The organism is Aquabacterium sp. NJ1, assembly GCF_000768065.1.
Taxonomy (GTDB): Bacteria; Pseudomonadota; Gammaproteobacteria; order Burkholderiales; family Burkholderiaceae_C; genus Aquabacterium.
Genome location: NZ_JRKM01000001.1, coordinates 4224393 through 4247814 on the forward strand (window position 1 = coordinate 4224393; position 23422 = coordinate 4247814).

Genomic DNA, 23422 nt, shown 5'->3' on the forward strand with positions numbered 1-23422 from the left:
CCACCCATCCCTCACCGAGCATGCCGCTGCCTTCGTTTCTCCAGCGCTTTCGCCGAAAGGCCTCACCAGGGCAGGCAGCTGATGCCGTGTCCTTGTCGCCTTCGGACGTTGAGGCCACGCGGGCGCGTGCACGCCGGCGTCTGGTCGGTATGGTGGTGCTGGTCGCAGCCGGCCTGATCGGCTTCCCCTGGTTGTTCGAAACCCAGCCGCGATCCATGTCGTCGGACGTGCAGATCGTGCAGGCCGGTGGTGACGCCAATGGCGAGGTGCAGATCAGTGGCGCCGTGCCGGCACGCTCGCCGCGCAGTGTGGCGGGGCGTGTGGCCGTGTCTGGCATCGTGGCGCCGCCTGCGCCGGCCGAGCAGGATGCACCACCGGCGCCGTCTGCAGGCAAGCCGCCTGTTGAAGAGGTGGTGGATGAGCCCGCGCCGCGCGTGGCTTCGCGCCCCGTGGCAGCGAGCAAGCCAGCTGCCAAAGCTGTGGCAAAGCCCGCGGACAAGCTGGCCTCAAAGCCAGCAGAAAAACCCGCCGCCAAGTCGACAGACAAGCCTGCAGCGAAAACACCGGCCAAGGAGCCGGCCCGCGACGCTGCGAAGGACAAGCCCAAAGAGGCGGCTAAGTCCAATGACAAGCCCGCTGACAAGGACAAGGCTTCCACCCGCTACGTGGTCCAGTTCGGTGCCTTTGCCGACGCCAACACGGCCCACGAGGCCCGCATGAAGATCGAGCGCCTGGGCGTCAAGACGTATGCGCAGCAGGTCGATACGCCTGCCGGCAAGCGCATCCGTGTGCGCATGGGCCCATACACCGACAAGGCCGAGGCCGAGAAGGCGATGGCGACCCTGCGCAAGGCCGGCCTGACAGGCGCCTTGCTGACCTTGTGATGGACGGTGTGAGCGAAACCGGGGCTTACGCCTGGACCCTGCCGGACTTGCTGCTGCTGGTGGGCCTGGGCCTGTCGGTGGTGGTGGGTGCCTGGCGAGGCCTGGTCAAGGAGACGCTGTCGCTCGCGGGCTGGGGGGTGTCGTATTTTTCGGCGCAGTGGTTCGGGGCCGGCATGGGGGCGAATCTGCCCGTTGGCCAGCCGGGTGAGCGCCTGAACGTGCTGGCCGGCATGATCGTGGTTTTTGTCCTCGCCTGGCTGGTGTGGGCCCTGATATCGTGGGCCCTCACGCAAGTGGTGAGGGCCTCGCCCCTGAGCGCGCCTGACCGCGTGCTGGGTGCCGGATTTGGTTTGTTGCGCGGCGTGGTCGTGGCATTGGCGGTGGTGACCCTCGTGGGCATGACGCCGGTGGCCAAGTGGCCAAGCTGGCAGGCATCGCGCGGCGTCGCGTGGATGCAGGTGTTGTTGAAGGGGCTTCGCCCCGTGTTGCCCGAGCAGGTGATCCAATTCCTGCCTGAGCAGCAGCCTTGAAGTTTTGTCAGTTTTTTTGCAAGAGGTGAACCATGTGCGGCATCGTTGGTGTGATTTCCAAGACGCCCGTCAACCAGTTGATCTATGACGCGCTGTTGCTGTTGCAGCACCGTGGTCAGGACGCCGCCGGCATCGTGACGGCCGGCCCCGATGCGCATGGACGCAAGTTCTACATGCACAAGGCGCGCGGCATGGTGAAGGACGTTTTCCGTACCCGCAACATGCGTGCGCTGCCCGGCACGGTGGGCCTGGGCCAGGTGCGCTACCCCACGGCCGGCAACGCCTTCAACGAAGAGGAGGCCCAGCCTTTCTACGTGAACGCGCCTTTTGGCCTGGTGCTGGTGCACAACGGCAACCTGACGAACGCCCACGCGCTGCGCGGTGATTTGTTTGACGTTGATCGCCGCCACCTCAACACCGACAGCGACACCGAAGTGCTGCTCAATGTGTTTGCGCATGAGCTCGAACTGGCCGGCCGTGAACTGCCCTTGACGCCCTCCGCCGTGTTCAAGGCCGTGCGAGCCGTGCACAAGCGCATCAAGGGCTCGTACGCCGTGATCTGCCTGATCGCGGGTTACGGCCTGGTCGCCTTCCGTGACCCCTTCGGCATCCGCCCCCTGTGCTACGGCGAGGCCGATCTGCCCGAAGGCCGTGAAGTGATGGTGGCCAGCGAGTCCGTGGCCCTGGAGGGCACCAGCCATCGTTTCGTGCGCGACGTGGCACCCGGCGAGGCCCTGTTCATCGATCTGGACGGCGTGGTGCATGCCGAGCAGTGCGCCGAGAAGACGGTGCTCAACCCCTGCATGTTCGAGTACGTCTACCTGGCTCGCCCCGACTCGGTCATTGATGGCGTGTCGGTCTACCAGGCGCGCCTGGAGATGGGCGAGACCCTGGCTCAGCGCGTGATCTCGACCATGCCGCCGTCCGAGATCGACGTGGTGATCCCCATCCCCGAATCCAGCCGCCCATCTGCGATGCAGCTGGCCCAGAAGCTGGGCAAGCCCTACCGCGAAGGTTTCGTGAAGAACCGCTACGTCGGTCGTACCTTCATCATGCCGGGGCAGGGCGTGCGCAAGAAGTCCGTGCGCCAGAAGCTCAACGCCATCGGCCTGGAGTTCAAGGGCCGCAATGTGCTGCTGGTCGATGACTCCATCGTGCGCGGCACTACCTCCAAGGAAATCGTGCAGATGGCGCGCGAAGCCGGCGCCAACAAGGTGTACCTGGCCTCGGCTGCACCGCCCGTGCGTTTCCCCAACGTGTACGGCATCGACATGCCGACCAAGGCCGAACTGGTGGCCCATGGCCGCACGCTGGAAGACATCCGCCAGATCATCGGCTGTGACGCCCTGATCTACCAGGACGTGGACGCGATGAAGAAGGTGGTGGGCAAGCTCAACCCGAACATCAAAGGCTTCGAGGCATCCTGTTTTGACGGCGTCTACATCACGGGCGACGTGAGCCCGGAAGACTTCGCCGCCATCCAGTCGCAACGCCTGACGCAAAAGGGCGAGGACGAGGCCAGCAACTCCCGCCTGGCCTTGCAGAGCCACCAGGACGAATGATGTGTTGACTGCATCCGGGCTCGCTCAGTCGAGCCCGGTGCGCTTTCAAGAAGAGACAGGAGGCCCGCATGGCCGACTCCGAATCCAAGAAAAAACTGCCCCGCAAGGACCTGCCGCCCGATGCCCGCATCGAGACGCTGGCCGTGCGCGAAGGCCTGCCACCCACGCAATGGAATGAGAACTCGGAAGCGCTGTTTCTGACCAGCAGCTTCAACCACCCTGATGCGGCCACGGCGGCAGCGCGTTTTGCGAACGAAGAAGAAGCCTTCATCTATTCGCGCTTCACCAACCCGACCACGATGATGTTCGAGCGCCGCCTGGCCGCGCTCGAAGGCACCGAGGCTGCCATTGCCACCTCCAGTGGCATGAGCGCCATCCTGCTGCTCATCATGGGCCTGCTCAAATCGGGCGACCACGTGGTGTGTTCGCGCAGCGTGTTCGGCTCGACCATCACGCTGCTGCAGCGCGAGTTCGGCAAGTTCGGCGTCGAATCGACCTTCGTCTCGCAAACCGACCCGGCCGAATGGCGCGCCGCCGTCAAACCCAATACCAAGCTGTTCTTCGCCGAAACACCCAGCAACCCGCTGACCGAGGTCTGCGACGTGGCCGCGCTGGCCGAGATCGCGCACGCAGCAGGCGCCCACCTGGCGGTGGACAACTGCTTTTGCACGCCGGCCCTTCAACAGCCCGCCAAGCTGGGCGCAGACTTCATCGTGCACTCGGGCACCAAGTACCTGGATGGCCAGGGCCGGGTGATGGCTGGTGCCCTGTGCGGCCCTGATGCCTTCATCAACGGCCCCTTCATGGCCACCATGCGTGGCGCGGGCATGTGCCTGTCGCCCTTCAACGCCTGGGTCGTGCTCAAGGGCCTGGAGACGCTGTCCATCCGCATGGCTGCGCAAAGCGCCAACGCGCTCAAGCTCGCGCAGTGGCTGGAGCAGCAAGCTGCGGTCGACAAGGTCTACTACCCTGGCTTGCCCAGCCACCCGCAGCACGAGCTGGCCATGAAGCAGCAAAACGGTTGTGGTGGCGCGGTCGTGTCCTTCACGACCAAGCCAGTTGCAGGGCAGGGCGATGTCGCCGCACGCCAGCGCCAGGCGGCCTTCCACGTGATCGACAGCACACGCCTGTGCTCGATCACCTCCAACCTGGGTGACACCAAGACCTTGATCACCCATCCCTCCAGCACCTCGCACGGCCGCCTGAGCGAAGAGCAGCGCCTGGCTGCGGGCATCACGCAGGGCATGATCCGCGTCGCCGTGGGCCTGGAACACATTGACGACCTCACTGCCGATCTGGCGCGAGGCCTTGACAGTTTGAACGTATGACACAAGTCCCATCACAAGTAAGAACGCGCTTTGCCCCGTCCCCCACGGGCTTCATCCACCTGGGCAACATCCGCTCGGCCCTGTATCCATGGGCCTTTGCGCGCGCCAACAAGGGCGTGTTCATCCTGCGCATCGAAGACACTGATGTGGAACGCTCTTCGCAAGAAGCGGTGGACGTCATCATCGAAGGCATGGCCTGGCTGGGCCTGGACCACGACGAGGGCCCTTACTACCAGATGCAGCGCATGGACCGCTACAAGGCTGTGTTGCAGCAGATGCTGGACAAGGGCCTGGTCTATCCCTGCTACATGAGCACGGCCGAGCTCGACGCCCTGCGCGAGCGCCAGATGGCCAACAAGGAAAAGCCGCGTTACGACGGCACCTGGCGCCCCGAGCCTGGCAAAACCCTGCCGCCCGTGCCCGATGGCGTCAAGCCTGTGCTGCGCTTCAAGAACCCGCAAGGTGGTTCGGTGGTGTGGGAAGACAAGGTCAAGGGCCGCATCGAAATCAGCAACGATGAGCTGGATGACCTCGTCATCGCGCGTCCGGACGGCACGCCCACCTACAACTTCTGCGTCGTGGTCGACGACATGGACATGGGCATCACGCACGTGATCCGCGGCGACGACCACGTCAACAACACGCCGCGCCAGATCAACATCCTGCGCGCGCTGGGTCAGGAACCACCCGTGTACGCCCACTTGCCCACCGTGCTCAACGAGCAGGGCGAGAAGATGAGCAAGCGCCATGGCGCCAAGGCCGTCACGCAGTACCGCGACGAGGGTTATCTGGCAGACGCCATCGTGAACTACCTGGCCCGCCTGGGCTGGAGCCATGGTGACGACGAGATCTTCTCGCGCGCGCAGCTGATCGAGTGGTTCAACCTGGACCACCTGGGCAAGAGCGCCGGCCAGTTCGACGAAGCCAAGCTGCGCTGGGTGGCCCAGCAGCACATGAAGACGGCCGACGACGCCTTGCTGGCCACGCTGGTGGCAGAGCAGTGGGGCAAAAGCGGCATCACGGTGCCGGCCGAGTTGCAGGCGGGCTCGGACAAGCTCAAGGCCATGTGCGCCTTGTTCAAGGACCGCTGCGCCACCACGGTGGAGCTGGCCGACTGGCTGGGCATGTATGTGGCGCCGGTGAGCGCTTCTGCAGAGGAGCTGGCCGCACAGGTGACGGAGGCCAACAAGCCGGCGATTGCCGCGCTGGCCAAGCGCCTGGCCGATGTGGCCTGGGACAAGGCCGCCATCAACCAGGCCATCAAGGACACCATTGGCGAGTTCGGTTTGAAGATGCCGCAATTGGCCATTCCCGTGCGCCTGCTGGTGTGTGGCCGCGCGCAGACGCCTTCGGTGGATGCGGTGCTGGCCTTGTTCGATCGCGACGTCGTGTTGCAAAGATTGCAGAAAATTGACTGAGACTTGCTAAGAGGCAAAAAATCGGTATATACTCTCAGTCTCGCTTGAACGACGCTTTGTTCGAAACAACAAGGCAGCCGGGCAACCTGAAAGATGGCTCGAAAGAGTAATCAAACGGGGGTATAGCTCAGCTGGGAGAGCGCTTGCATGGCATGCAAGAGGTCAGCGGTTCGATCCCGCTTACCTCCACCAAACAGCCAAAAGCTGAAGAGGTGGTCTGGTTGCAGTGTTGCCGGGTACAGCGTCGATCAGGTTGCATGAAGGATTCAGTCCCCTTCGTCTAGAGGCCTAGGACACCACCCTTTCACGGTGACTACAGGGGTTCGAATCCCCTAGGGGACGCCAAGTTTTGACAGCACTTGGCTGATCGCAAGATCAGCGCAGTTGTCAGCCACTGCGGAGTGGTAGTTCAGTTGGTTAGAATACCGGCCTGTCACGCCGGGGGTCGCGGGTTCGAGTCCCGTCCACTCCGCCAAGCTCTTTAAATGGGTTTTGCTGGTGACACAGCAAGGTCCGGAAAACGAAACAGTCTCGGTGCCAGTTTGGCGCCCTGCCGTGAAACACCATGTGTGCACGATGGGGGTATAGCTCAGCTGGGAGAGCGCTTGCATGGCATGCAAGAGGTCAGCGGTTCGATCCCGCTTACCTCCACCATTCAACCGGTGGCGTCAACATGGCACAGAGTCGGTTTCAGGTTTGATGTAGTTTCAGTCCCCTTCGTCTAGAGGCCTAGGACACCACCCTTTCACGGTGACTACAGGGGTTCGAATCCCCTAGGGGACGCCAAGTTTTGACAGCACTTGGCTGATCGCAAGATCAGCGCAGTTGTCAGCCACTGCGGAGTGGTAGTTCAGTTGGTTAGAATACCGGCCTGTCACGCCGGGGGTCGCGGGTTCGAGTCCCGTCCACTCCGCCAAAAAATGCAAAGCCCTGATGCGCAAGCGTCAGGGCTTTTTGCTATGCGTGCTTCTATCCTTGGCGTGAGGCATCCGGTTTTGTGGGGCGCGCGTTGGGTTTGTTTGAAATCTTACAAACCTGCTTATTCCAGGCAAGTTCGCCCCACGGGGCCGTTGTGCGTCGAGGGCTTCATTTCCCAGGGCTTTACGCTGGTCTCATGTGTTCCTGCGCCGGCCTTGGTGCAGGTGGTACGACTGTTGCGTTGCAGTCTTGCATGCACACCGTTTCACCCTCGCAGAACCCGCACTATGCCCGCCTAGGTGGACATGACGCTATCGTGCGCCTGGTCGATGCCTTCTACCGAGCCATGGACACCTTGCCGGAAGCCGCCACCATCCGTGCCATGCATGAGCCCGATTTGCGCTCAACCAAGGGTGTGCTGGTGAATTACCTCTGCGAGTGGATGGGAGGCCCCAAACACTACACACCCGAGCGGGGCGCGCCGATGCTGCGCAGGCGCCATCAGCCCTTTGCCATCGACGCGGCGGAGCGTGATGCCTGGATGGCGTGCATGAGGCAGGCCTTGAGCGAGGTGTGTACCGATGCTGCCCTGCAAATGGAGCTGGAAGCGGCTTTCTACAAAGTGGCCGACTTCATGCGCAACACGGACGACAGCGGTGGCACGCGTCCGCACCCGGGCAGGCCACGCGAGATGCAGGCCGATGCGGTGGCCGCACCGCACAGCTCGCAGCCTTGAGCCGCATCAACAGCCGTGAGCCATGTCGAGCACCCGCACACCTGGTACACGACCAATCTGGTTGGCCTGCCTGCGCATGTGCTGGCCGGCACCGAGTTCAATGCGCACCCGGTCGCGCTGCACATCGTCGGCACGCGGGAGGCCCATTCCGGCCTCTTTGCCTTGCTGGACACCAGCCGCGAGCCCCAGGAGGCCAGCGACATGTTCGTGCACTATCTGAGCCTGGTCTTTGGCTTGCAGCCGGCGGCTGAGCCCCGCTCACCCGCGGAGGCGCGACGCTGGCGTGCCAGCTATATCAAGCTGTTGCAAAGCTGGGGTGTCGACAGCAATGGGCAGGCGGGCGCGGTGCTCAAAGGCTGGGTCGAGAGTCGTTTCGGGCTAGTGCCTTGTTTCCACCATGCTCGCCTGGCGCGCTTCCCCTCTGCGGCCTGGGTGCGTTATCTCGAAGAGAAGGCCTCCAGCCGTTTTCACAACAACTGCATCCACCAGCAACTGGATCTGCTCTACGAGTTCTGCCAGTGGGCGCTGCAGCGCTTCAAGCCCTTTGGTGATCAAGCCCATGTGCCTTTGTGGCGGGGTATCACGCGTTGTGACGAGCAGATCGTGGACGGCGCCTTGGGGCCTGGCCGGCGCAAGCTGATGGTGCAACTCAACAACCTGGTCAGCTTCGCCACGAGCTCAGACCAGGCCGAGTGCTTTGGCGACTGGCTCTTGCGCGCCGAGGTGCCGCTGGTCAAGTTGCTGTTCTACCCCGGCTTGCTGAAGCAGGTGCCCTTGTCGGGCGAAGGCGAGGTGCTGGCCATTGGCGGCCGCTACGAGGTCGAGGCTCGCTATGCATGACGTGCTGGAGCGCCAGCCTGACCGGGTGCCTGTGGCCATGGGCCGAGTGCGCCTGTTCGACCATGCCCTGGGCGCTTACCTGGGCCTCGCCTTGGGTGATGCCCTTGGTGCGACGGTTGAGTTCATGACGCCGCGCGAGATCGTGCACCACCACGGCGTCCACCGGGAGATCACCGGCGGCGGCTGGCTGAAATTGAAGGCAGGGCAGGTGACCGATGACACCACCATGAGCCTGGCCTTGGGTGAGGCGCTCTTGCGCGCACAGCGTGAAGGCCGCCCATTCGACCGCGGTTTGATGGCCGATGCCTTTGTGGACTGGTGGCGCGGCCAGCCGGTGGACTGCGGCAACACCTGCCGGCGCGGCATCGTGCGCTATCTGACGGAGGGCACGCTGGAGGGGCCGCCCCATGATGGCGATGGCGGCAATGGCGCGTTGATGCGCAACCTGCCGGTGGCACTCGCCACGCTGGGCCGGCCTGAGGTGCTGCGCAGTGCCTCGATGGCGCAGGCGCACATCACGCATCACCACCCCTTGTCAGACGCGGCCACCTTGGCCTTCGGGCAGATGCTGCACGTCATGCTGACGCAAGCCGAGCCCTTGATGGCCTTGCCAGCGTGCAAGGCGATTGCACGGGATCTGACGGCCCGCCACCCCTCGTTCAGCTATGAGCCTTATCCGGGGCGGGCAACCGGGTATGTGGTCGATACCGTGCAGACAGTGCTGCATCATTTTTTTGCGGCAGCGGACTTCGAATCAGCCGTGGTCGGGGCGGTGAACCAGGGCGGTGATGCCGATACCACGGGCGCCCTGGTCGGCATGCTGGCGGGTGCTCGATTTGGTGCGCAGGCCTTGCCCAAGCGCTGGCTCAACAAGCTGGACAGGTCGATTCGCATGGCCGTGACCGAACAGACCAGCGCCTTGCTGGCCTTGGCCTTGGCGCCGTGAGCACACCACCATGAGCCCAACCCGCTTCCAACGCCTGCGCGCGGCCGATCTGGTTGATTGGCTGCAGGCCCATCCCGATGCCTTGATCCTGGATGCCCGGGATGAGCGCCATCACGCCCAGAGCCATCTGGCTGGCAGCCTGCGGCTGGATGGGCGCAACCATGAGCACCTGCTGATGCACGAGCCCCGAAGCCGGCCGGTCTTCATCTATTGCTACCACGGCAATGCCAGCCAGACCTATGCCCATATGTTCATCGATTTCGGCTTCGAGCGGGTGGCCGACCTGATCGGCGGATGGGATGCCTGGCAGCCGTCAGGGGCCGGGGCTGGGCTTGCTGGCCGAGCTCAGTAGCCGAGCTCGAACCACACGGGTTGCTTGCGGCGCAGGTCCTGCAGCAGCGCCATGGTCTGAGGCACCAGGGCGCTGACGGCATACCAGATCTCGCTGCGACGTGGCTCGACGCCGTGCCGCAGCTTGTCGTGCAGCACCGTCCAGCCGTTCCAGTCCACCTCGATCAAGCGCTGGTGCAGGGCAGGGGTGACGTTGCCCAGGGTGTGCGCCATGATGAGCAATTGCGCCTCGATGGCACGCAAGGTCAGGGTGCTGGCGAACAGCTCGTCCTCGCTTTGCAGCGCCTGGATCAGTTGGCCAATGGAGGCACCGGTCTCCATCACGATGTCATAGAGCGAGCGGTGGTACATGTTTCAGCTTTCCACGCCGGCATGGCCGCGTTGAGGTGCAGTTTCATCGTGGGCCGCTCATGCGACGCCAAGGACATTGCGAGACCTGTGCCAACGCGATGCACCATCCAGCACCCCAGCCTGACCAAGCCCAACCAGCCGTTTGGTCTGGGCATTTTTGGCAGGTGTCAGACAAGGCTTGTCCGAATCAGGACAAAACCGACACGGCACGGCTCGTGTCAATCGGCAAGTCGGCCTGCGTGGCCGCCTTTGGGCTCAGCCTTCCATCGGTGGCGGCGCAGGCTCGCGACGGCCAAACATGGCCCAGCTCTCGATCACCATCACGACCTCGTCGCGCTGGTTGACGGCCTCCCACACGGTCTGCACCAGGCCCACATGCGGTTTGCTCTTCATCGGGCGGGTGGCCAGCACGCGCATGCGGGCACGGATCTCGTCGCCCACCAGCACGGGCTTGAGCCACTTCAGGCCGTCCAGGCCGGGCGAACCCAGGCTGCTCGAATCCAGGATGAAGCCGTCGCACATCATGCGCATCACCATGCCGGCGGTGTGCCAGCCGCTGGCCGCCAGCCCCTTGAACAGGGAGGCCTTGCCGGCTTCTTCGCTCAGGTGGAAGGGCTGGGGGTCGAACTTGGTAGCGAAGTCAATCACCTCGTCGCGCTCGACCTTCTTGGGGCCGAACTCCATGCTCAGGCCTTCGGTGAGGTCCTCCCAGTACCACCGGGGTTGACGTGGTGTCGGGGCGCTCGCGTGTTCGCTCATGCGTGATCCTTGTGGCTTTGAAAAATGGGGCTCACTGATGTTTGTGGGTGGCCAGGCGAGGTTCTGCCTCATCCAGCACAGGGGTGGGCAAGGCCGCCCCTTGGTTGGACAACCAGGTGCCCAGCAGGATGACCGTGGTGCTGGCCAGCATCATGGTCGTGATGTGCTCGCCCAGGAACAAGGCCCCCCACATCATGCCGAAGACCGGGATCAGGAATGTCACGGTCAGCGCCCGGCTTGCGCCGATGCGGTCGATCAAGCGGTAAAAGATCAGGTAGGCCACGCCTGTGCACAGCACCGTCAGGGTCAGCAGGGCCGTCCAGGCGCCGGTTGGCACGTGTGCCCAGCTGGCATCCCCCGATGCGGTGGCATGGGCTGGCTGCGGCCCCACCCACAGGGCCGGCAGGATCAGCAGGGCGCTGGCCACCGCCAGGGTGCCGGCACTGTTGGTCAAGGGGCTGAGGGTGGACAGATAGCGCTTGTTGTAGTGCACGGCAAACGCATACATCAGGGTGGAGCCCAGCGCCAGCATCGCGCCACCGGCTGCCCCCTCGGTCGAGAACTGGTGGCCGTCGCTGGCGAGCAAGGCCACACCGGCAAAGCTCAAGGCCAGCCCCGTGGCACGCAGCAAGGACAGCTTTTCACGCGCCCACAGCCACCCGACCAGGGCGCCCCACATGGGCGTGGTGGCGTTCAGGATCGACAGCAGGCCCGCGGGCAGGCTGCGCGAGGCCTGGCTCAGGCCCAGAAAGGGCAGGATGCTCGACAAGATGGCGGCCCCCACCAGTTGAGGCAGGTGGCGACGCAGGGCCGCGCCCTCGCGATGCAGCACGACCAGTGGCAGCAGCATCATGGCGCCGCCGGTGACCCGGAACGCCGCCACGCCCAAGGGGCCGATGGCCGGCGAGGCCACCCGCAGAAACAGAAAAGAGCCACCCCACACGGCGGCCAGAAACAGCAATTCGATCAAGTCCCTTGGTTTCATGCGTGTCATCCTATCGAGTTCGTCAAACCCCTGGTGGGTACCTCGATTCACGGGGTGGAGGCGGCCAGTGTTGCCCGGATTCACCAACCGTCACGCAGGCATCTCTAAAATCACCGGATTCGCCGCAGGCACCGCCAGGCGGGACCATCACACATCAAACGAAGGATCACCATGCAAGTCGCCGCATCCATCTTCAAGGCCTACGACATTCGCGGTGTCGTCGGGCAGACCTTGAACGAGGCCGTGGCCGAGCACCTGGGCCGCGCTTTTGGTACGGAAGCGCTCAAGCTGGGTGAAAAGGCCGTGGCCATCGGCCGTGACGGCCGCCTGTCCGGCCCTTCGCTGAGCGGCGCGCTGATCAAAGGCCTGCGTTCCACCGGCATCAACGTGATCGACCTGGGCGCCGTGACCACGCCCATGCTGTACTACGTGGCCGCCACCCGCGGCGCCGAGGGCTGCCACAGTGGCATTCAGGTGACGGGCAGCCACAACCCCAAGGACTACAACGGCTTCAAGATGGTGCTGGCCGGCCGCGCCATCTACGGCGACGACATCCAGGGCCTGCGCCAGCGCATCGAGAAGGAAGACTACGCCAGCGGCGCCGGCGGCCTGACCGAAGTGAACGTGCTGGACGAATACACCAACCGCATCGCCGGTGACTGCAAGCTGGCCCGCCCCATGAAGATCGTGGTGGATTCGGGCAATGGCATCCCCGGCGCCTCGGCCCCCGGCATCCTGCGCGCCCTGGGCTGCGAGGTGATCGAGTTGTACTCCGAGGTGGACGGCGATTTCCCCAACCACCACCCTGATCCCTCCAAGCCTGAAAACCTGGTGGACCTGATCAAGGCCGTGAAGGCGCATGGCGCCGAACTGGGCCTTGCCTTTGACGGCGACGGCGACCGCCTGGGCGTGGTCACCAAGGACGGCAACAACATCTTCCCGGACCGCCAGATCATGCTGTTTGCCCAGGATGTGCTGTCTCGCGTACCTGGCGCCCCGATCATTTTCGACGTCAAGTGCAGCCAGCGCCTGGCCATTGCCATCCGCGAGGCTGGTGGTGTGCCTACGATGTACAAGACGGGCCACAGCCTGGTCAAGGCCAAGCTGAAAGAGCTGAACTCGCCCTTCGCTGGCGAGATGAGCGGCCACATCTTCTTTGGCGAGCGCTGGTACGGTTTTGACGATGCCACCTACACGGCCGGCCGCCTGCTCGAAATCCTCAGCAAGGTGGCCAACCCCAGCGCCGTGCTGGACGCGCTGCCCACCAGCTTCAGCACGCCCGAGCTGAACGTCGCTTGCGCCGAAGGCGAGCACCACGCCGTGATCGAAAAACTGCGCCAGACGGCCACTTTCGAGGGCGCCGAGCTGACCACCATCGACGGCCTGCGCGCCGACTACCCGGACGGTTTCGGTCTGGTGCGCGCCTCGAACACCACGCCAGTGCTGGTGCTGCGTTTCGAAGGCCACACCCCAGAGGCACTGGAGCGCATCCAGAAGCACTTCATGGCGCAGATCCTGGCGGTCAAGCCTGACGCCCACGTGGGCGCTTCGGCACACTGATTTGACGGCACTCGCTTTGAAGCCCTGGCTGGCGCGGCAGGCCTACAGCCTCTTGCTGCGCCTGGGCACGCCCGCCTACCTCTGGCGGATCTGGTCGCGTGGCAAGGTCGAACCCGGATACCGGGAGGCCTGGCCGCAGCGCCTGGGCATCTACGATGCGGCCTACCGGCAAGCCTGGCAGAAGGACATGGGCAGCCCCGCGCGGCCCGTGGTCTGGGTACACGCCGTCTCGCTGGGCGAGGCGAGGGCGGCCGCACCGCTGATCCAGGCCTTGCGCCAGCAGCGCCCCGGCATGCGCCTCTTGCTGACCCACGGTACCGCCACCGGCCGCGAGGCGGGCCGTGCCTTGCTGCAGCCTGGCGATGTGCAGACCTGGTTCCCTTTTGACACCCCTGGCGCCGTCAGGCGTTTCCTGGCCATGCACCAGCCCAGCGTGGGCGTGCTGATGGAAACAGAGGTCTGGCCCAATGTGCAGCACGTGGCCCGGTGCATGGGCGTGCCCATGGTGCTGGCCAATGCCCGCCTGAGCGAGAAGAGCCTCAAACAAGGCCAGAGGCTGGCTGCCTTGATGCGCCCGGCTGCACAAAACCTGACCGTGGCACTGGCCCAGACCCCCGATGACGCCCGACGCCTGAAGGCCATGGGCGCGCAGGACGTGCGGGTGTCTGGCAACGTCAAGTTCGACATGTCACCCGCGCCTGATTTGCTGGCGCGAGGCCAGGCCTGGTCAAAAGCTTCGGTGCGCCCCATCGTGCTGGCTGCCAGCACGCGTGAAGGGGAGGAGCCAGGTTTGCTGGATGCCTGGATGGCCTTGCGGCGCTCCCCTGCCTGGCCGCAACTGGGTGATGCACCGCGCTTGCTGATCGTGCCTCGCCACCCCCAGCGATTCGACGAAGTGGCGGCGCTCATCACCCAAACGGGTATGTCGCTGTCTCGTCGCAGTGGCTGGCCCGATGGTCAGCCCGACGCCGCAGCCAAGGTGGCCGAGGTCTGGCTGGGTGACTCCATGGGCGAGATGCCCGCCTACTACGCGGCAGCCCATGTGGCCTTGCTGGGGGGGAGTTTTGCGCCACTGGGTGGGCAGAACCTGATCGAGGCTGCGGCATGTGGCTGCCCGGTGATCATGGGCCCCCACACCTTCAATTTTGCTGACGCGTCCGACTTGAGTGAGGCGGCGGGCGCTGCATACCGCGTGCCAGATGTAATGGGTGCCGTTATGAAAAGTGTGTCATTTTGTAATGATGAAACACGATTTGACATGGCACAAAAAGCCAATGATTTCGCCCGCCAGCACAGGGGCGCTGCCCAGGGAATGGCAGCCTTGATATGGGGGTTCCTCCCCCCCCACGTTAGGGGTAACGTTTAGAAACATTAGCGTGCACAATACTCACATTCCAAATCGAGTGAGCCAACCATGAACATCATCACCCGCCTCGCCGCCGTCGCCCTTGCCGTTACGGCCATGGCTTCGCAAGTGCAAGCCAAGACAGAGGATCTTGGTGCGCTCACCTCTACGGGTGCCACGTTCGGCAACACGTTCTTCTCGAACCAGGCCAGCTTCACCGACTACTACACCTTCTCGATCGCTGATCCCGGCACCGTGTCCGGCACCACGGTCGACACCTCCTACATCCTGTTCTTCACGAAGGATGTGGTGCTGAACTCGCTGACGCTGACCGCTGGCGGTTCGTCGACGGTGATCGCCAAGGACACCACGGCCAACTCCTTCACCTTCTCTGGCCTGTCGGCCGGTAGCTACACCATGGCCGTGAACGGTTCGGTGTCGGGCTTGTTCGCTGGCTACGGCAGCTACAGCGGCACCATCAAGGCCGTGTCGTCTTCGGTGTCCTCGGCTGCCCCCGAGCCCGCTGATCTGGCACTGACCTTCGTCGGCCTGGCTGGCGTGGGTTACATGGTGCGCCGCCGCGCTGCCCGCTGATCTGCGCTTCCCTGCGCCGACCAACGAAACGGACCTTCGGGTCCGTTTGTTTTTGGGATCGTGCGTTTCATCTTGTGAACATAATGGTGCAAGGCCGTGCCCGTCGTGCGGCCCTCTGAGGAGACACCTGAACATGCATCGCTTGAGTCGCGAGTCTGCCCGTCTGGCTGGTCGTTTGTTGAGTGGGGCCGTTGGCCTTGGCGTCGCGTTGTTGCTGACCGGTTGTCCGGGCAAGGACAAAGCGGCTGCCGGCGCGGACACGTCCCAGATCGTTGCCCAGGTCAACGACAGCGAGATATCCATCCACCAGGTCGAGGCCATGCTGGCAGCGCAGCCCGCCATTGCGGAGCAACTGGGGGCCAACGGGCCGCGCCGCGTGCTCGACAGCCTCATCGACCAGGAACTGGCCGCTCAGGAGGCCCGTCAGTCGGGATTGGACAAGAGCCCCCGCGTGCTGCAGGCCATGGAGCTGGCCAAGCGCGAGGTGCTGGCCCGCGCTTACCAGGATCAACTGGCCGAAAAGGCCATGATGCCCGACACCGAGGCCGTCAACCGTTACTACGACGCGCACCCCGAGTTGTTTACCAAGCGTCGCCAGTACAGCTTGCAGGAAACCGTGGTCAAGGCGCCTGCAGGCCAGGTGGCTGAGCTCAAGGGCAAGGTGGAGAAGCTGGGCAGCGTGGAGGCCGTCAACACCCTGATCAATGACAGTGGCCTGGCGTACAGCCGCCGCAACAGTGTCCAGTGGGCAGAAGGCATTCCCATGGATCTGCTGTCTCAACTGGCGTATCTGAAGAATGGGCAGTCAATCAGCGTGCCTCGTCCGGATGGCCTCGTCGTGCTGACCCTGCTGAACTCGGAAGAAGTGCCGATGAGCAGCGGCCAGGCGAGCAACGCGATCCAGGCAGCGTTGATGTCCAGCGCCCGCCGCGAGCTGGTGCAAAAGGGCATGGACGCCCTGCGACAGAAGGCCAAGATCAAGCGCATGGGTGCGTTTGCCGATGCGGCATCAGCCCCGTCGGGTGCCTCCGCACCATGACGGCAGGCGCTGTGGCGGCCGCACCGCAACCGGCCAGGTCATTCTGGCTGGTGGTGGGCGCCGGCTGGCTGACCCTGGCCGTGCCCAGCTTCTGGGATTTCATGTTTGGCCAGTGGTCGGCATACAGCCAGGGGCACGAGCTCCTTTTGTTCGCTGTGGTGGCCTGGCTGATGTGGCGCCAGTGGCCCACCATCGGCGCCTCGCCTGATCGCGCCTCGGCGTGGTGGGCCTGGGCCAGCCTGGCCTTGGGTCTGGCGGCTTACGCCTTTGGCCGGACGCAGGAGTTCATCCGCATCGAGATGCTGGCCTTGTGGTGGATCAGCGTGAGCATCCTGCTGGCCTGCAAAGGCTGGGCGGGGCTGCGGCAGACCTGGTTCATGTGGCTGTTTGCGCTGTTCATGATCCCGATCCCGTTTTCCGTCGTGCTGATGCTGACGGCGCCGCTCAAGGAAGCCGTGTCCGCGCTGGCCACGGTCATCCTGGGTTCGGTCGGCTACCCGGTGGGGCGATCCGGCGTGGTCATCACGGCCGGGCAGTACCAGCTGCTGGTGGCCGAGGCCTGTGCCGGCCTGCACTCCATGTTCATCCTGGAGGCCATGGGCCTGCTGTACAGCTACCTGGTCAACCACCAGTCCTGGGCGCGCAATGCCTTGCTGGCGGCGTTTGCCGTGCCGGTCTCCTTCTTCGCCAATGTCATCCGGGTGATGATCCTGGTGGTGGTGACCTACCACTTTGGTGATGCCGTCGGGCAGGGCTTCATCCACAACTTCGCGGGGATCGTGCTGTTCGCGGTGGCCCTGGCCTTGATCGGCATGGTGGACGCCGTGCTGGGCTTCTTCCTGCCGGACCCGCCGGCCGGGCCCCAGGTCTGATCCCGAGAGACCTCACCGACCATGCGCACGCCCATGAAAACCGCCTGGCTGATGGCTATCCTCATGACGCTGACGGCAGCGCTGAGCTACGCCTTTTTGCCCAAGCCCCAGCCCGAGGCACAAGCGCGAGCCCGCACGCCGCTGGAGCAACTGTTCCCCAGCGAATTCGGGCCCTGGCGGCTGGACCCGGCTGCGGCGGCCCTGATTCGCCCGGCTTTCGAGCGTGCCCGCCAGTTCCAGATGTACGACCAGGTGCTGGAGCGCACCTACATGGACGCGGCTGGCTACCGCATCATGCTGTCCGTGGCCTATGGCCGGCAGCAGTCGGTCGGCTTGCAGATGCACCGGCCGGAGGTTTGCTACAAGGCGGGCGGGTTCACGGTGTCCCGCATTGAGCCGGGCGAGTTGCAGATGCTGGGCCGGGCCATCCCCGTGACACGCCTGTTTGCCAGCCTGGAAGGGCGGCCGGAGCCCATCACCTACTGGCGCTTGCTGGGCAACGAGGTGATCGCGGACGAAGCCCGCTTCAAGCTCAGGCAGTTGTCTTCAGGCGGGGCGGGTGGCATCCCGGACGGTTTGCTGGTTCGCATCTCCAGCCTGGACGATGATCTGCCTCACGCCTACAAGCTGCAGGCCGACTTTGCACAGGCCATGGCGCAGGCCTTGACGCCCGCGCAGCGGCAACGCGTGCTGGGCTGGTGAGCCTTCAGGCGACCAGATCCTGCCACTCCGGGTGGCGCCGGATGTAGATGTGCACGTAGCTGCAGATCGGGTCTACCTTGTAGCCCTGGACGCGTGCCCACTGCAGCGCGGTCTTCACCAGCGCGGCGGCAATGCCCCGACCTTCCAGTTGTGTCGGCACGCCCGTGTGGGTCATGCGCACCACACGCCCATCCAGCCGGTAATCGGCTTCGCAGCGCAGGCCTTCGACGATGGCTTCAAAACGGCCGATGTCGGGTTTGTGGACGATGTTCAGGGGGCTTGCTTCAGTGCTCATGATGGGTACGGTATCAGTGTCTTGATCAGACCAGGCCCAGCCCGCCCAGCACGGCGCCAGCCAGCACCAGCCAGATCAGCGAAACCTTGGTACGCCAGACCAGCAAGGCGATCACCGCGCTGAGCAACAAGGCCTTGGGTTCGGTCTGAATGGGCGGGGCCAGGTGCCAGCCGGTGGCCAGCAACAGCCCGATTGTCACGGGGACCATGCCTGCCTGGAAGGCCTGCACGCTCAGCCAGTGGCGGCGGGTGGACACCCAGCGAGACACAGCCAGGGCCAGCGTGGTCGAGGGCAGCATGATGCCCACCATGCTGACAAGGGCGCCACCCAGGCCGCCGCTGTACCAGCCCATCAGGGCCACGAACAGCACGTTGGGGCCGGGGGCGGCCTGAGCCAGGGCGATGGCCGAGGTGAAATCCGTGTCGTTGAGCAAGCCGGCGTCGACGACCAGGCGGCGGTGCATGTCGGGCACAAGCGTGATGGCCCCGCCAATCGACATGAGCGACAAGGCCAGAAAGTGGCCGAACAGCGCCCACCAGATATCGGGTGACCACATCAGGGGGCTCATGCCGTGCTGCCCTTGCTCGTTGTGCGACGCCGCAGCAGCACGTAGGTGCCCGCGCAGGTCAGTGAGCCCAGCCCCAGCAGCACCCAGACCAGTGGCCAGTGCAGCCAGGCCATCATCCCGAAAGCCAGCGCGGCCAGGGCGACGCAGGCGGGCCAGCCCAGGACGTGGTCTTTCACCGGCGCAGCAAGCTTGAGCACGGTGCCGACGATCTGGCCTGCGGCCACCGCCGCGATGCCGGCCAGCGCATGCCTGATCACCTCTTGCGCATGGCCCACGTTGGCGGCCTCACCCAGCAACCACGCGAGGGCCAGCATCAAGGCCATCGGGGCCGCGATCATGCCGGCCAGCGCCACCAGGGCGCCGCGCCAGCCAAAGAAGCGGTCGCCGATCATCAGCGACAGGTTGCACACATTGGGGCCGGGCAGCACCTGCGCGCCACTGAGCAGCTCGACAAAGTCCTGCGGCGTGAGCCAGCGCCGGCGCTCGCACAGCTCGCGCTGGGCCACGGCGATCACGCCACCAAAGCCTTGCATGGCCAGTGCCGAGAACGCCACGAACAGGTGCCAGAGGGAGTGGGGCCGCTCCAGGCCGGAGCCCTCGGCCCCCGCTGATCCCTCCGGCGTGGCGGGCGTGTCAGGCATACACCGCGACCACCTGGTAGCCCAGCGCGGCCAATTGACCGCAAGGCGACCACAAGGTGGTTTTTTCGTTGACATAGCCCTCGCCGGTGGCCAGCGCGTCCTTGTCCATGCGCCAGAAGCCTTTGGGGTCACCTACTTCGACCGGGCGCAACTCCAGGGCCCAGGATACGGATGAGGCGGGGGCAAAGCCCTTGAGTTGGCCCAGCGCCGGGGTGGGGCCGGCGTCGGCCAGCAGCACGGCCTGCAGTTCGGCGTCCACGCCTTCGACCTCGTTGAGGCGGATGTGGGTGCGGCTGTGCCATTCCTTGGCCCCGGTGAAGGGGATGGCGCCGTCGGCGTGGCGGATGTCCAGGTGCTGGGTGAAGGCCGGGGTGATGTTGGGCACGAAGGGCCATTTCGGCACCTCGTCCGGCCCCTTGGCCACGACTTCCTGCTCGGGGCGCAGATGGGGTAGGGCAGACTCGCGGCCCGTGCCGAAGACGCCCAGCAGCACGCCGCCGACCTGTTCCTGCCCTTGCTCGTCACGCTGGGTGACGCGGGCCTGGATCTGGCGCACGTTCTTGCCTTGGCGCAGCAGGGTCACCTCGACGTCCATGACGCCGGGCGCCACGGGGCCCACGAAATTGGTCTGCAGGGCGCGCAGCGGCCAGTCGGCGCCGCAGACATCACGCATGGCCTGCACGACCAACACGGACAGCAAGCCGCCAAAGGTGGTTCGGCCCTGGCCCCAGTCGGGTGTGACCAGAAAGCTCACACGGTGGCCGTCGCGACGGCGGCTGGCCAGCAATTGGGCCAGGGGTGTGGCAGAGGTGTTGTCAGTCATGGGCGAACCTGCGTCATTGAACGAAGGCTCATTATCGAACGATCGTGCTTTTTTTGCTTGACGCCTGATTTCGAGGGGCGATCAGGTGTTTTCGAGCAGGTGCTCAAGCTGGACGGCGGGCACGGGCCGGCTGTAGAGGTAGCCCTGGACGACATCACAGCCGCGGCTGGCCAGGAAGGCTTCCTGATCCGGCATTTCCACCCCCTCGGCCACCACGTTCATGCGCAGGCCATGCGCCATCGAGATCATGGTGCCGACCAGCTGGGCGTCGCTGTCGTTGCCGGGCAGATCCTGCACGAAGCTGCGGTCGATCTTCAACTGGTGCACGGGGAAGCGCTTGAGGTAGGCCAGCGAGGAGTAGCCGGTGCCGAAATCGTCGATGGACAGGAACACGCCCAGGGCATGCAACATCTGCAGGAACTGCTCGGCGCCCATGCCGGACTCCATCAGGCCGCTTTCGGTGATCTCGATTTCCAGGCGGTCAGGCGGCAGGCCGGTGCGGTTGAGGATGCGCGACAGGCGTTCGACCACGCCGCCGCGTCGGATCTCGCTGGGCGACAGATTGACGGCGATGCGGCCGAAATCCAGCCCGGCATCCAGCCAGGCCTTGCCCTGGCGGCAGGCCTCTTGCAGCACCCACTCGCTGAGCGCCACGATCATGCCGGTTTCCTCCATCACGGGGATGAACTGGGTCGGGCTGATCGAAGGCAGGCAGACGTCGCTTTCGGTAGGCGTCCGCAGGCGTACCAGGGCCTCGACCGCCGTCACCTTGCGGGTGGCCAGGCTGATCATGGGCTGGTAGTGCAGCACGAACTCGCCATGCTCCACAGCGCGGCGCAGGCGGGTTTCCAGCTGCAGGCGCGAGGTGGCGTCGCTGGTGAAGGACTCGGTGTAGAAGCTGAAGCTGTTGCGGCCGCGGCGCTTGGATTCGTACATGGCCGCGTCCGCATTGCGGACCAGCTCGGGGGCGTCCTGGCCGTCGGCCGGGAACAGGCTGATGCCGATGCTGGCGCGCACATAGACCTGCTGGCCACCATCCAGCGTGAAGGGCTGGTTGAGCGTTTCCAGGATGGCGGTGGCCACGTGCGCAGCCTGCTGGGGGTGGCGCAGGTGTTCCAGCACCAGGATGAACTCGTCGCCACCCAGGCGGCCCAGTGTGTCTTCCTGGCGCACACGCTGGCGCAGGCGCTGGGCAACCTGCTTGAGCAGGCTGTCACCGGCGGCATGGCCCAGGCCGTCGTTGACGGTCTTGAAGTTGTCCAGGTCAATGAAGATCACGCCGACCAGGGTGTGGTGGCGCTGCGCCAGGTTCACGGCGTGCGCCAGGCGCTGGTGGATCATCACGCGGTTGGGCAGCTCGGTGAGTGGGTCGAAGTGGGCCATGCGGGCCAGGCGCTCTTCGGTTTGCTTGAGCTGGGTGATGTCGGTGAACACGCCCACGAAGTGGGTGGGGCGGCCCTTGGCGCTTTTGACCGCGCTGACCGACAGCTTGGTCATGAACAGCTCGCCACTCTTGCGGCGGAACCACACTTCGCCCTGCCAGTAGCCGCTGCCGATCATCTCGCCGCGCATGTCGAGCAGGGTCTCTTCCGGGCGGTCGGGCAGCAGGAACTCGGGTGAGCGCCCCACGACCTCATCCTCGTCATAGCCCGTCAGGGCCGTGAAAGCGGGGTTGATGGAGACCAGCACGCGGTTGCGGCTGAGCACCATCATGCCGTCCTGGGTGCTTTCCAGCGCTGCCGCGTGCAGGCGGATGCGCTCCTCGGCTTCATCGCGCAGGGCCTCGCGGTGCAGGTTGTGCAAGGCAAACGACAGGTCACCGGACAAGTCCTCGAACAGGGACAGTTCGTCCGGGTCCTGATCGTCCACGCGCTTGCCTAGCAGGATCAGGTGGCCGACCAGCAGGTTGTCGCGGCGCAGGGGCACGACCACGCAGCCGGGTACACCCGCAGCCTCGGCCTCGTTCGCCCAGGTGGGGCGTGGTCCGCATTGGCTGAGGTCCTTCGTGCGGAAAGTGCGGCCGTGGCGCAGGGCCGTGTCCAGCGTGGCGTCTTCGGCCTCCAGCTCCAGCAGGTCGAAGCTCAGGCTGGCGTGGCGGGGCGTCTCGTCACCGGCCACGGCGACACAACTGAGGTGACGTCGATCGTCCTCGTCGAACAGGGCCACCCAGGCTTTGCGGAACTGCCCATGGTCCACGGCGACTTCGCATACCTTGTCCAGCAGGGTCTGGTCGTCTTCCGAGCGCACGATGGCCTGGTTGACGTGACTGAGGAAGTCGTACATGCGCGTCTTGCGGCGCAGGCGGTGTTCGATCTGGCGGCGTGAGGTGATGTCCCAGATCATCCAGACGACTTCGTTGGTGTCGCCGATGGGCGCGCAGCGGCTGTCGAAATGGCGGCGCTCGCGGTTGATGGGGATCGTGAAGGTCTGCAACTGCGTGGTGCGTGTCTGCAGGGTCTGCTGCAGCACGCCCATGAAACGGGCGGCCAGCTCCTCGGGGAACATGTCCTTGAGGCCCAGGCCGATCAGGGCTTCGCGTGGGCGGCCCAGCAGGGGCAGGTTGCTGCCGTAGATGTCCAGGTAATGGCCCTGCGCATCCATGTGGAAGGCCAGGTCGGGCAGCACCTCGGCGAAGGCACGCAACTGCGCTTCGCGGGCTTTGAGCGCACCCGCCGCCTGTTCGCGCTGCCGATGCGCGCGGCCCATCAAGGTCAGCAGCAGCAAGGTCATGCCGCCCACCAGGCCCATGTTGATCTTGTCCAGGCGGTGCTGGGCTTCGGTCTCTTCGTTCAGCTCGGTGGCCCAGGTGCGCGCGGCCACCTTGGCGGCATCGTCCACCTCGGCCAGGGCGTGTTGCAGCCGGGCAGCGTCCGTGGACACCGGTGCCTGCAGTCGCTGCCTCAGGGTCTGGCGTGCCTGGTCAATCCGGGCCTGCAGCTGCGCCAGGGCCGGGTCCAGCGAGGGGGGCGCCTGCTCGCGCAACTGGCGCACGGTGGCTTGCGCCTTGCCCGCCGGGGCGTCCACCATGCTGTCGCTGATGTCGGACTGGCCCAGCACGCGTTGCTCGGCCAGGGCCTGGCTCTGCCGAACCTGGGCCTGGGTTTCGGACAACAGCGTGTCGAACACGTGGGCGCGCTGCTGCAACTGGTGCCAGCCAATGTGCGACCAGGCGATCAAGCCCATGCTCACGGCGGCAACCGCTGCAACGGACACGGCAATAGGGCCGAAACGACCCATTGCCGGCACGGGGAGGGAGGCGGGGGCCTGCTGCTGCATGGTGGATGGGATGACGGCGCTCACGGACCTTGGAATCGTTCGATGTGGAGTCTCTTTTCGCTGAGCAGGCCAGCTTAGGTGAAAAACAGTGTCTTCGGC

Annotated in this window: 23 protein-coding genes and 6 tRNA genes; 21 read left to right on the forward strand and 8 right to left on the reverse strand. The window is 65.0% G+C overall.

The genetic code is table 11. The features are described 5' to 3' along the window. The first annotated feature begins 86 nt into the window (after positions 1–86). From JY96_RS18095 to JY96_RS18165, 15 genes are all read left to right on the forward strand, one after another. Positions 87–884 carry an SPOR domain-containing protein gene (locus JY96_RS18095; RefSeq protein WP_152606566.1) on the forward strand — a complete coding sequence of 266 codons (798 nt, stop codon included), beginning with the start codon at positions 87–89 and terminating at the stop codon, positions 882–884. Beyond that, entirely contained in the window at positions 884–1414 is a 531-nt protein-coding gene (locus JY96_RS18100; RefSeq protein WP_052162703.1) for a CvpA family protein, read from the forward strand. The genes JY96_RS18095 and JY96_RS18100 overlap by 1 nt, the downstream gene beginning before the upstream one ends. A 32-nt stretch (positions 1415–1446) precedes the next feature. Continuing rightward, a complete protein-coding gene (gene purF, locus JY96_RS18105) occupies positions 1447–2976 on the forward strand; it encodes an amidophosphoribosyltransferase (protein WP_035039582.1) in 1530 nt (509 codons plus the stop codon). 68 nt (positions 2977–3044) lie between these two features. Continuing rightward, a complete protein-coding gene (locus JY96_RS18110; RefSeq protein WP_035039584.1) occupies positions 3045–4304 on the forward strand; it encodes an O-succinylhomoserine sulfhydrylase in 1260 nt (419 codons plus the stop codon). Further along, positions 4301–5722, forward strand: coding sequence for a glutamate--tRNA ligase (gene gltX, locus JY96_RS18115; RefSeq protein ID WP_035039586.1), 1422 nt, complete (start codon positions 4301–4303; stop codon positions 5720–5722). The genes JY96_RS18110 and gltX overlap by 4 nt, the downstream gene beginning before the upstream one ends. A 116-nt stretch (positions 5723–5838) precedes the next feature. Continuing rightward, positions 5839–5914, forward strand: a tRNA-Ala gene (locus tag JY96_RS18120). 77 nt (positions 5915–5991) lie between these two features. Next, positions 5992–6067: transfer RNA gene (locus tag JY96_RS18125), tRNA-Glu, on the forward strand. 53 nt (positions 6068–6120) lie between these two features. Then, positions 6121–6197, forward strand: a tRNA-Asp gene (locus JY96_RS18130). Positions 6198–6300: 103 nt separating this feature from the next. Further along, positions 6301–6376, forward strand: a tRNA-Ala gene (locus tag JY96_RS18135). 56 nt (positions 6377–6432) lie between these two features. After that, positions 6433–6508 (forward strand) — tRNA-Glu (locus JY96_RS18140). Between the two features lie 53 nt (positions 6509–6561). Continuing rightward, positions 6562–6638 (forward strand) — tRNA-Asp (locus JY96_RS18145). Positions 6639–6893: 255 nt separating this feature from the next. Next, positions 6894–7376, forward strand: a complete 483-nt coding sequence (locus tag JY96_RS18150; RefSeq protein WP_035039588.1) for a group II truncated hemoglobin — start codon at positions 6894–6896, stop codon at positions 7374–7376. 15 nt (positions 7377–7391) lie between these two features. Continuing rightward, positions 7392–8216 (forward strand): NAD(+)--dinitrogen-reductase ADP-D-ribosyltransferase, encoded by an 825-nt coding sequence (locus JY96_RS18155; protein ID WP_035039590.1) that lies wholly within the window; start codon positions 7392–7394, stop codon positions 8214–8216. Continuing rightward, on the forward strand, positions 8209–9162 hold the full coding sequence (gene draG, locus JY96_RS18160; protein ID WP_235333974.1) for an ADP-ribosyl-[dinitrogen reductase] hydrolase: 954 nt from the start codon (positions 8209–8211) through the stop codon (positions 9160–9162). Before JY96_RS18155 ends, draG begins: the two co-directional genes overlap by 8 nt. 10 nt (positions 9163–9172) lie before the next feature. Beyond that, complete coding sequence (locus JY96_RS18165; protein ID WP_052162704.1) at positions 9173–9514, forward strand: thiosulfate sulfurtransferase GlpE; 342 nt, start codon at positions 9173–9175, stop codon at positions 9512–9514. On the opposite strand, the gene JY96_RS18170 is transcribed toward JY96_RS18165, so the two are convergent. The 3 genes from JY96_RS18170 to JY96_RS18180 all read right to left on the reverse strand — a co-directional run bounded on the left by JY96_RS18170 (position 9508) and on the right by JY96_RS18180 (position 11608). Then, a complete protein-coding gene (locus JY96_RS18170) occupies positions 9508–9864 on the reverse strand; it encodes a hypothetical protein (RefSeq protein WP_035039592.1) in 357 nt (118 codons plus the stop codon). The genes JY96_RS18165 and JY96_RS18170 overlap by 7 nt on opposite strands. Before the next feature lie 255 nt (positions 9865–10119). Next, positions 10120–10623: a MaoC family dehydratase gene (locus JY96_RS18175; protein ID WP_035039594.1), complete on the reverse strand. Its 504-nt coding sequence runs from the start codon at positions 10621–10623 to the stop codon at positions 10120–10122. 31 nt (positions 10624–10654) lie between these two features. Further along, positions 10655–11608: a DMT family transporter gene (locus JY96_RS18180; protein WP_035043564.1), complete on the reverse strand. Its 954-nt coding sequence runs from the start codon at positions 11606–11608 to the stop codon at positions 10655–10657. Between the two features lie 171 nt (positions 11609–11779). Here JY96_RS18180 and JY96_RS18185 point away from each other — a divergent pair, with 171 nt between their 5' ends. The 6 genes from JY96_RS18185 to epsI all read left to right on the forward strand — a co-directional run bounded on the left by JY96_RS18185 (position 11780) and on the right by epsI (position 17720). Continuing rightward, positions 11780–13168 carry a phosphomannomutase/phosphoglucomutase gene (locus JY96_RS18185; protein WP_035039596.1) on the forward strand — a complete coding sequence of 463 codons (1389 nt, stop codon included), beginning with the start codon at positions 11780–11782 and terminating at the stop codon, positions 13166–13168. A 1-nt stretch (position 13169) separates the two neighbouring features. Beyond that, positions 13170–14534: a 3-deoxy-D-manno-octulosonic acid transferase gene (locus JY96_RS18190; RefSeq protein WP_035039597.1), complete on the forward strand. Its 1365-nt coding sequence runs from the start codon at positions 13170–13172 to the stop codon at positions 14532–14534. A gap of 48 nt (positions 14535–14582) precedes the next feature. Next, positions 14583–15107: an FxDxF family PEP-CTERM protein gene (locus tag JY96_RS18195; RefSeq protein WP_035039599.1), complete on the forward strand. Its 525-nt coding sequence runs from the start codon at positions 14583–14585 to the stop codon at positions 15105–15107. A gap of 133 nt (positions 15108–15240) precedes the next feature. Then, positions 15241–16146 (forward strand): EpsD family peptidyl-prolyl cis-trans isomerase, encoded by a 906-nt coding sequence (locus tag JY96_RS18200; RefSeq protein ID WP_081961395.1) that lies wholly within the window; start codon positions 15241–15243, stop codon positions 16144–16146. Continuing rightward, a complete protein-coding gene (xrtB, locus tag JY96_RS18205) occupies positions 16143–17018 on the forward strand; it encodes an exosortase B (protein WP_035039604.1) in 876 nt (291 codons plus the stop codon). Before JY96_RS18200 ends, xrtB begins: the two co-directional genes overlap by 4 nt. Before the next feature lie 33 nt (positions 17019–17051). Then, on the forward strand, positions 17052–17720 hold the full coding sequence (epsI, locus tag JY96_RS18210; RefSeq protein ID WP_161784358.1) for an exosortase-associated protein EpsI, B-type: 669 nt from the start codon (positions 17052–17054) through the stop codon (positions 17718–17720). A 4-nt stretch (positions 17721–17724) separates the two neighbouring features. Here epsI and JY96_RS18215 read toward each other — a convergent pair whose 3' ends face one another. The 5 genes from JY96_RS18215 to JY96_RS18235 form a co-directional block, all read right to left on the reverse strand. Continuing rightward, positions 17725–18015: a GNAT family N-acetyltransferase gene (locus JY96_RS18215; RefSeq protein ID WP_035039608.1), complete on the reverse strand. Its 291-nt coding sequence runs from the start codon at positions 18013–18015 to the stop codon at positions 17725–17727. A 25-nt stretch (positions 18016–18040) separates the two neighbouring features. Next, a complete protein-coding gene (locus JY96_RS18220) occupies positions 18041–18583 on the reverse strand; it encodes a chromate transporter (RefSeq protein WP_035039609.1) in 543 nt (180 codons plus the stop codon). After that, complete coding sequence (locus tag JY96_RS18225) at positions 18580–19224, reverse strand: chromate transporter (protein WP_052162705.1); 645 nt, start codon at positions 19222–19224, stop codon at positions 18580–18582. The genes JY96_RS18220 and JY96_RS18225 overlap by 4 nt, the downstream gene beginning before the upstream one ends. Continuing rightward, positions 19217–20047: an acyl-CoA thioesterase II gene (locus JY96_RS18230; RefSeq protein ID WP_035039611.1), complete on the reverse strand. Its 831-nt coding sequence runs from the start codon at positions 20045–20047 to the stop codon at positions 19217–19219. The genes JY96_RS18225 and JY96_RS18230 overlap by 8 nt, the downstream gene beginning before the upstream one ends. Before the next feature lie 81 nt (positions 20048–20128). Further along, complete coding sequence (locus JY96_RS18235; RefSeq protein WP_152606568.1) at positions 20129–23347, reverse strand: EAL domain-containing protein; 3219 nt, start codon at positions 23345–23347, stop codon at positions 20129–20131. Positions 23348–23422: the final 75 nt, after the last annotated feature.

Coding starts and splice junctions, on each gene's coding strand:
- JY96_RS18100 (WP_052162703.1), top strand. CDS start 884: ATGGACGGTGTGAGCGAAACCGGGGCTTACGCCTGGACCCTGCCGGAC.
- purF (WP_035039582.1), top strand. CDS start 1,447: ATGTGCGGCATCGTTGGTGTGATTTCCAAGACGCCCGTCAACCAGTTG.
- JY96_RS18110 (WP_035039584.1), top strand. CDS start 3,045: ATGGCCGACTCCGAATCCAAGAAAAAACTGCCCCGCAAGGACCTGCCG.
- gltX (WP_035039586.1), top strand. CDS start 4,301: ATGACACAAGTCCCATCACAAGTAAGAACGCGCTTTGCCCCGTCCCCC.
- JY96_RS18150 (WP_035039588.1), top strand. CDS start 6,894: ATGCACACCGTTTCACCCTCGCAGAACCCGCACTATGCCCGCCTAGGT.
- draG (WP_235333974.1), top strand. CDS start 8,209: ATGCATGACGTGCTGGAGCGCCAGCCTGACCGGGTGCCTGTGGCCATG.
- JY96_RS18165 (WP_052162704.1), top strand. CDS start 9,173: ATGAGCCCAACCCGCTTCCAACGCCTGCGCGCGGCCGATCTGGTTGAT.
- JY96_RS18170 (WP_035039592.1), bottom strand. CDS start 9,864: ATGTACCACCGCTCGCTCTATGACATCGTGATGGAGACCGGTGCCTCC.
- JY96_RS18175 (WP_035039594.1), bottom strand. CDS start 10,623: ATGAGCGAACACGCGAGCGCCCCGACACCACGTCAACCCCGGTGGTAC.
- JY96_RS18180 (WP_035043564.1), bottom strand. CDS start 11,608: ATGAAACCAAGGGACTTGATCGAATTGCTGTTTCTGGCCGCCGTGTGG.
- JY96_RS18185 (WP_035039596.1), top strand. CDS start 11,780: ATGCAAGTCGCCGCATCCATCTTCAAGGCCTACGACATTCGCGGTGTC.
- JY96_RS18195 (WP_035039599.1), top strand. CDS start 14,583: ATGAACATCATCACCCGCCTCGCCGCCGTCGCCCTTGCCGTTACGGCC.
- JY96_RS18200 (WP_081961395.1), top strand. CDS start 15,241: ATGCATCGCTTGAGTCGCGAGTCTGCCCGTCTGGCTGGTCGTTTGTTG.
- xrtB (WP_035039604.1), top strand. CDS start 16,143: ATGACGGCAGGCGCTGTGGCGGCCGCACCGCAACCGGCCAGGTCATTC.
- epsI (WP_161784358.1), top strand. CDS start 17,052: ATGAAAACCGCCTGGCTGATGGCTATCCTCATGACGCTGACGGCAGCG.
- JY96_RS18215 (WP_035039608.1), bottom strand. CDS start 18,015: ATGAGCACTGAAGCAAGCCCCCTGAACATCGTCCACAAACCCGACATC.
- JY96_RS18220 (WP_035039609.1), bottom strand. CDS start 18,583: ATGAGCCCCCTGATGTGGTCACCCGATATCTGGTGGGCGCTGTTCGGC.
- JY96_RS18225 (WP_052162705.1), bottom strand. CDS start 19,224: ATGCCTGACACGCCCGCCACGCCGGAGGGATCAGCGGGGGCCGAGGGC.
- JY96_RS18230 (WP_035039611.1), bottom strand. CDS start 20,047: ATGACTGACAACACCTCTGCCACACCCCTGGCCCAATTGCTGGCCAGC.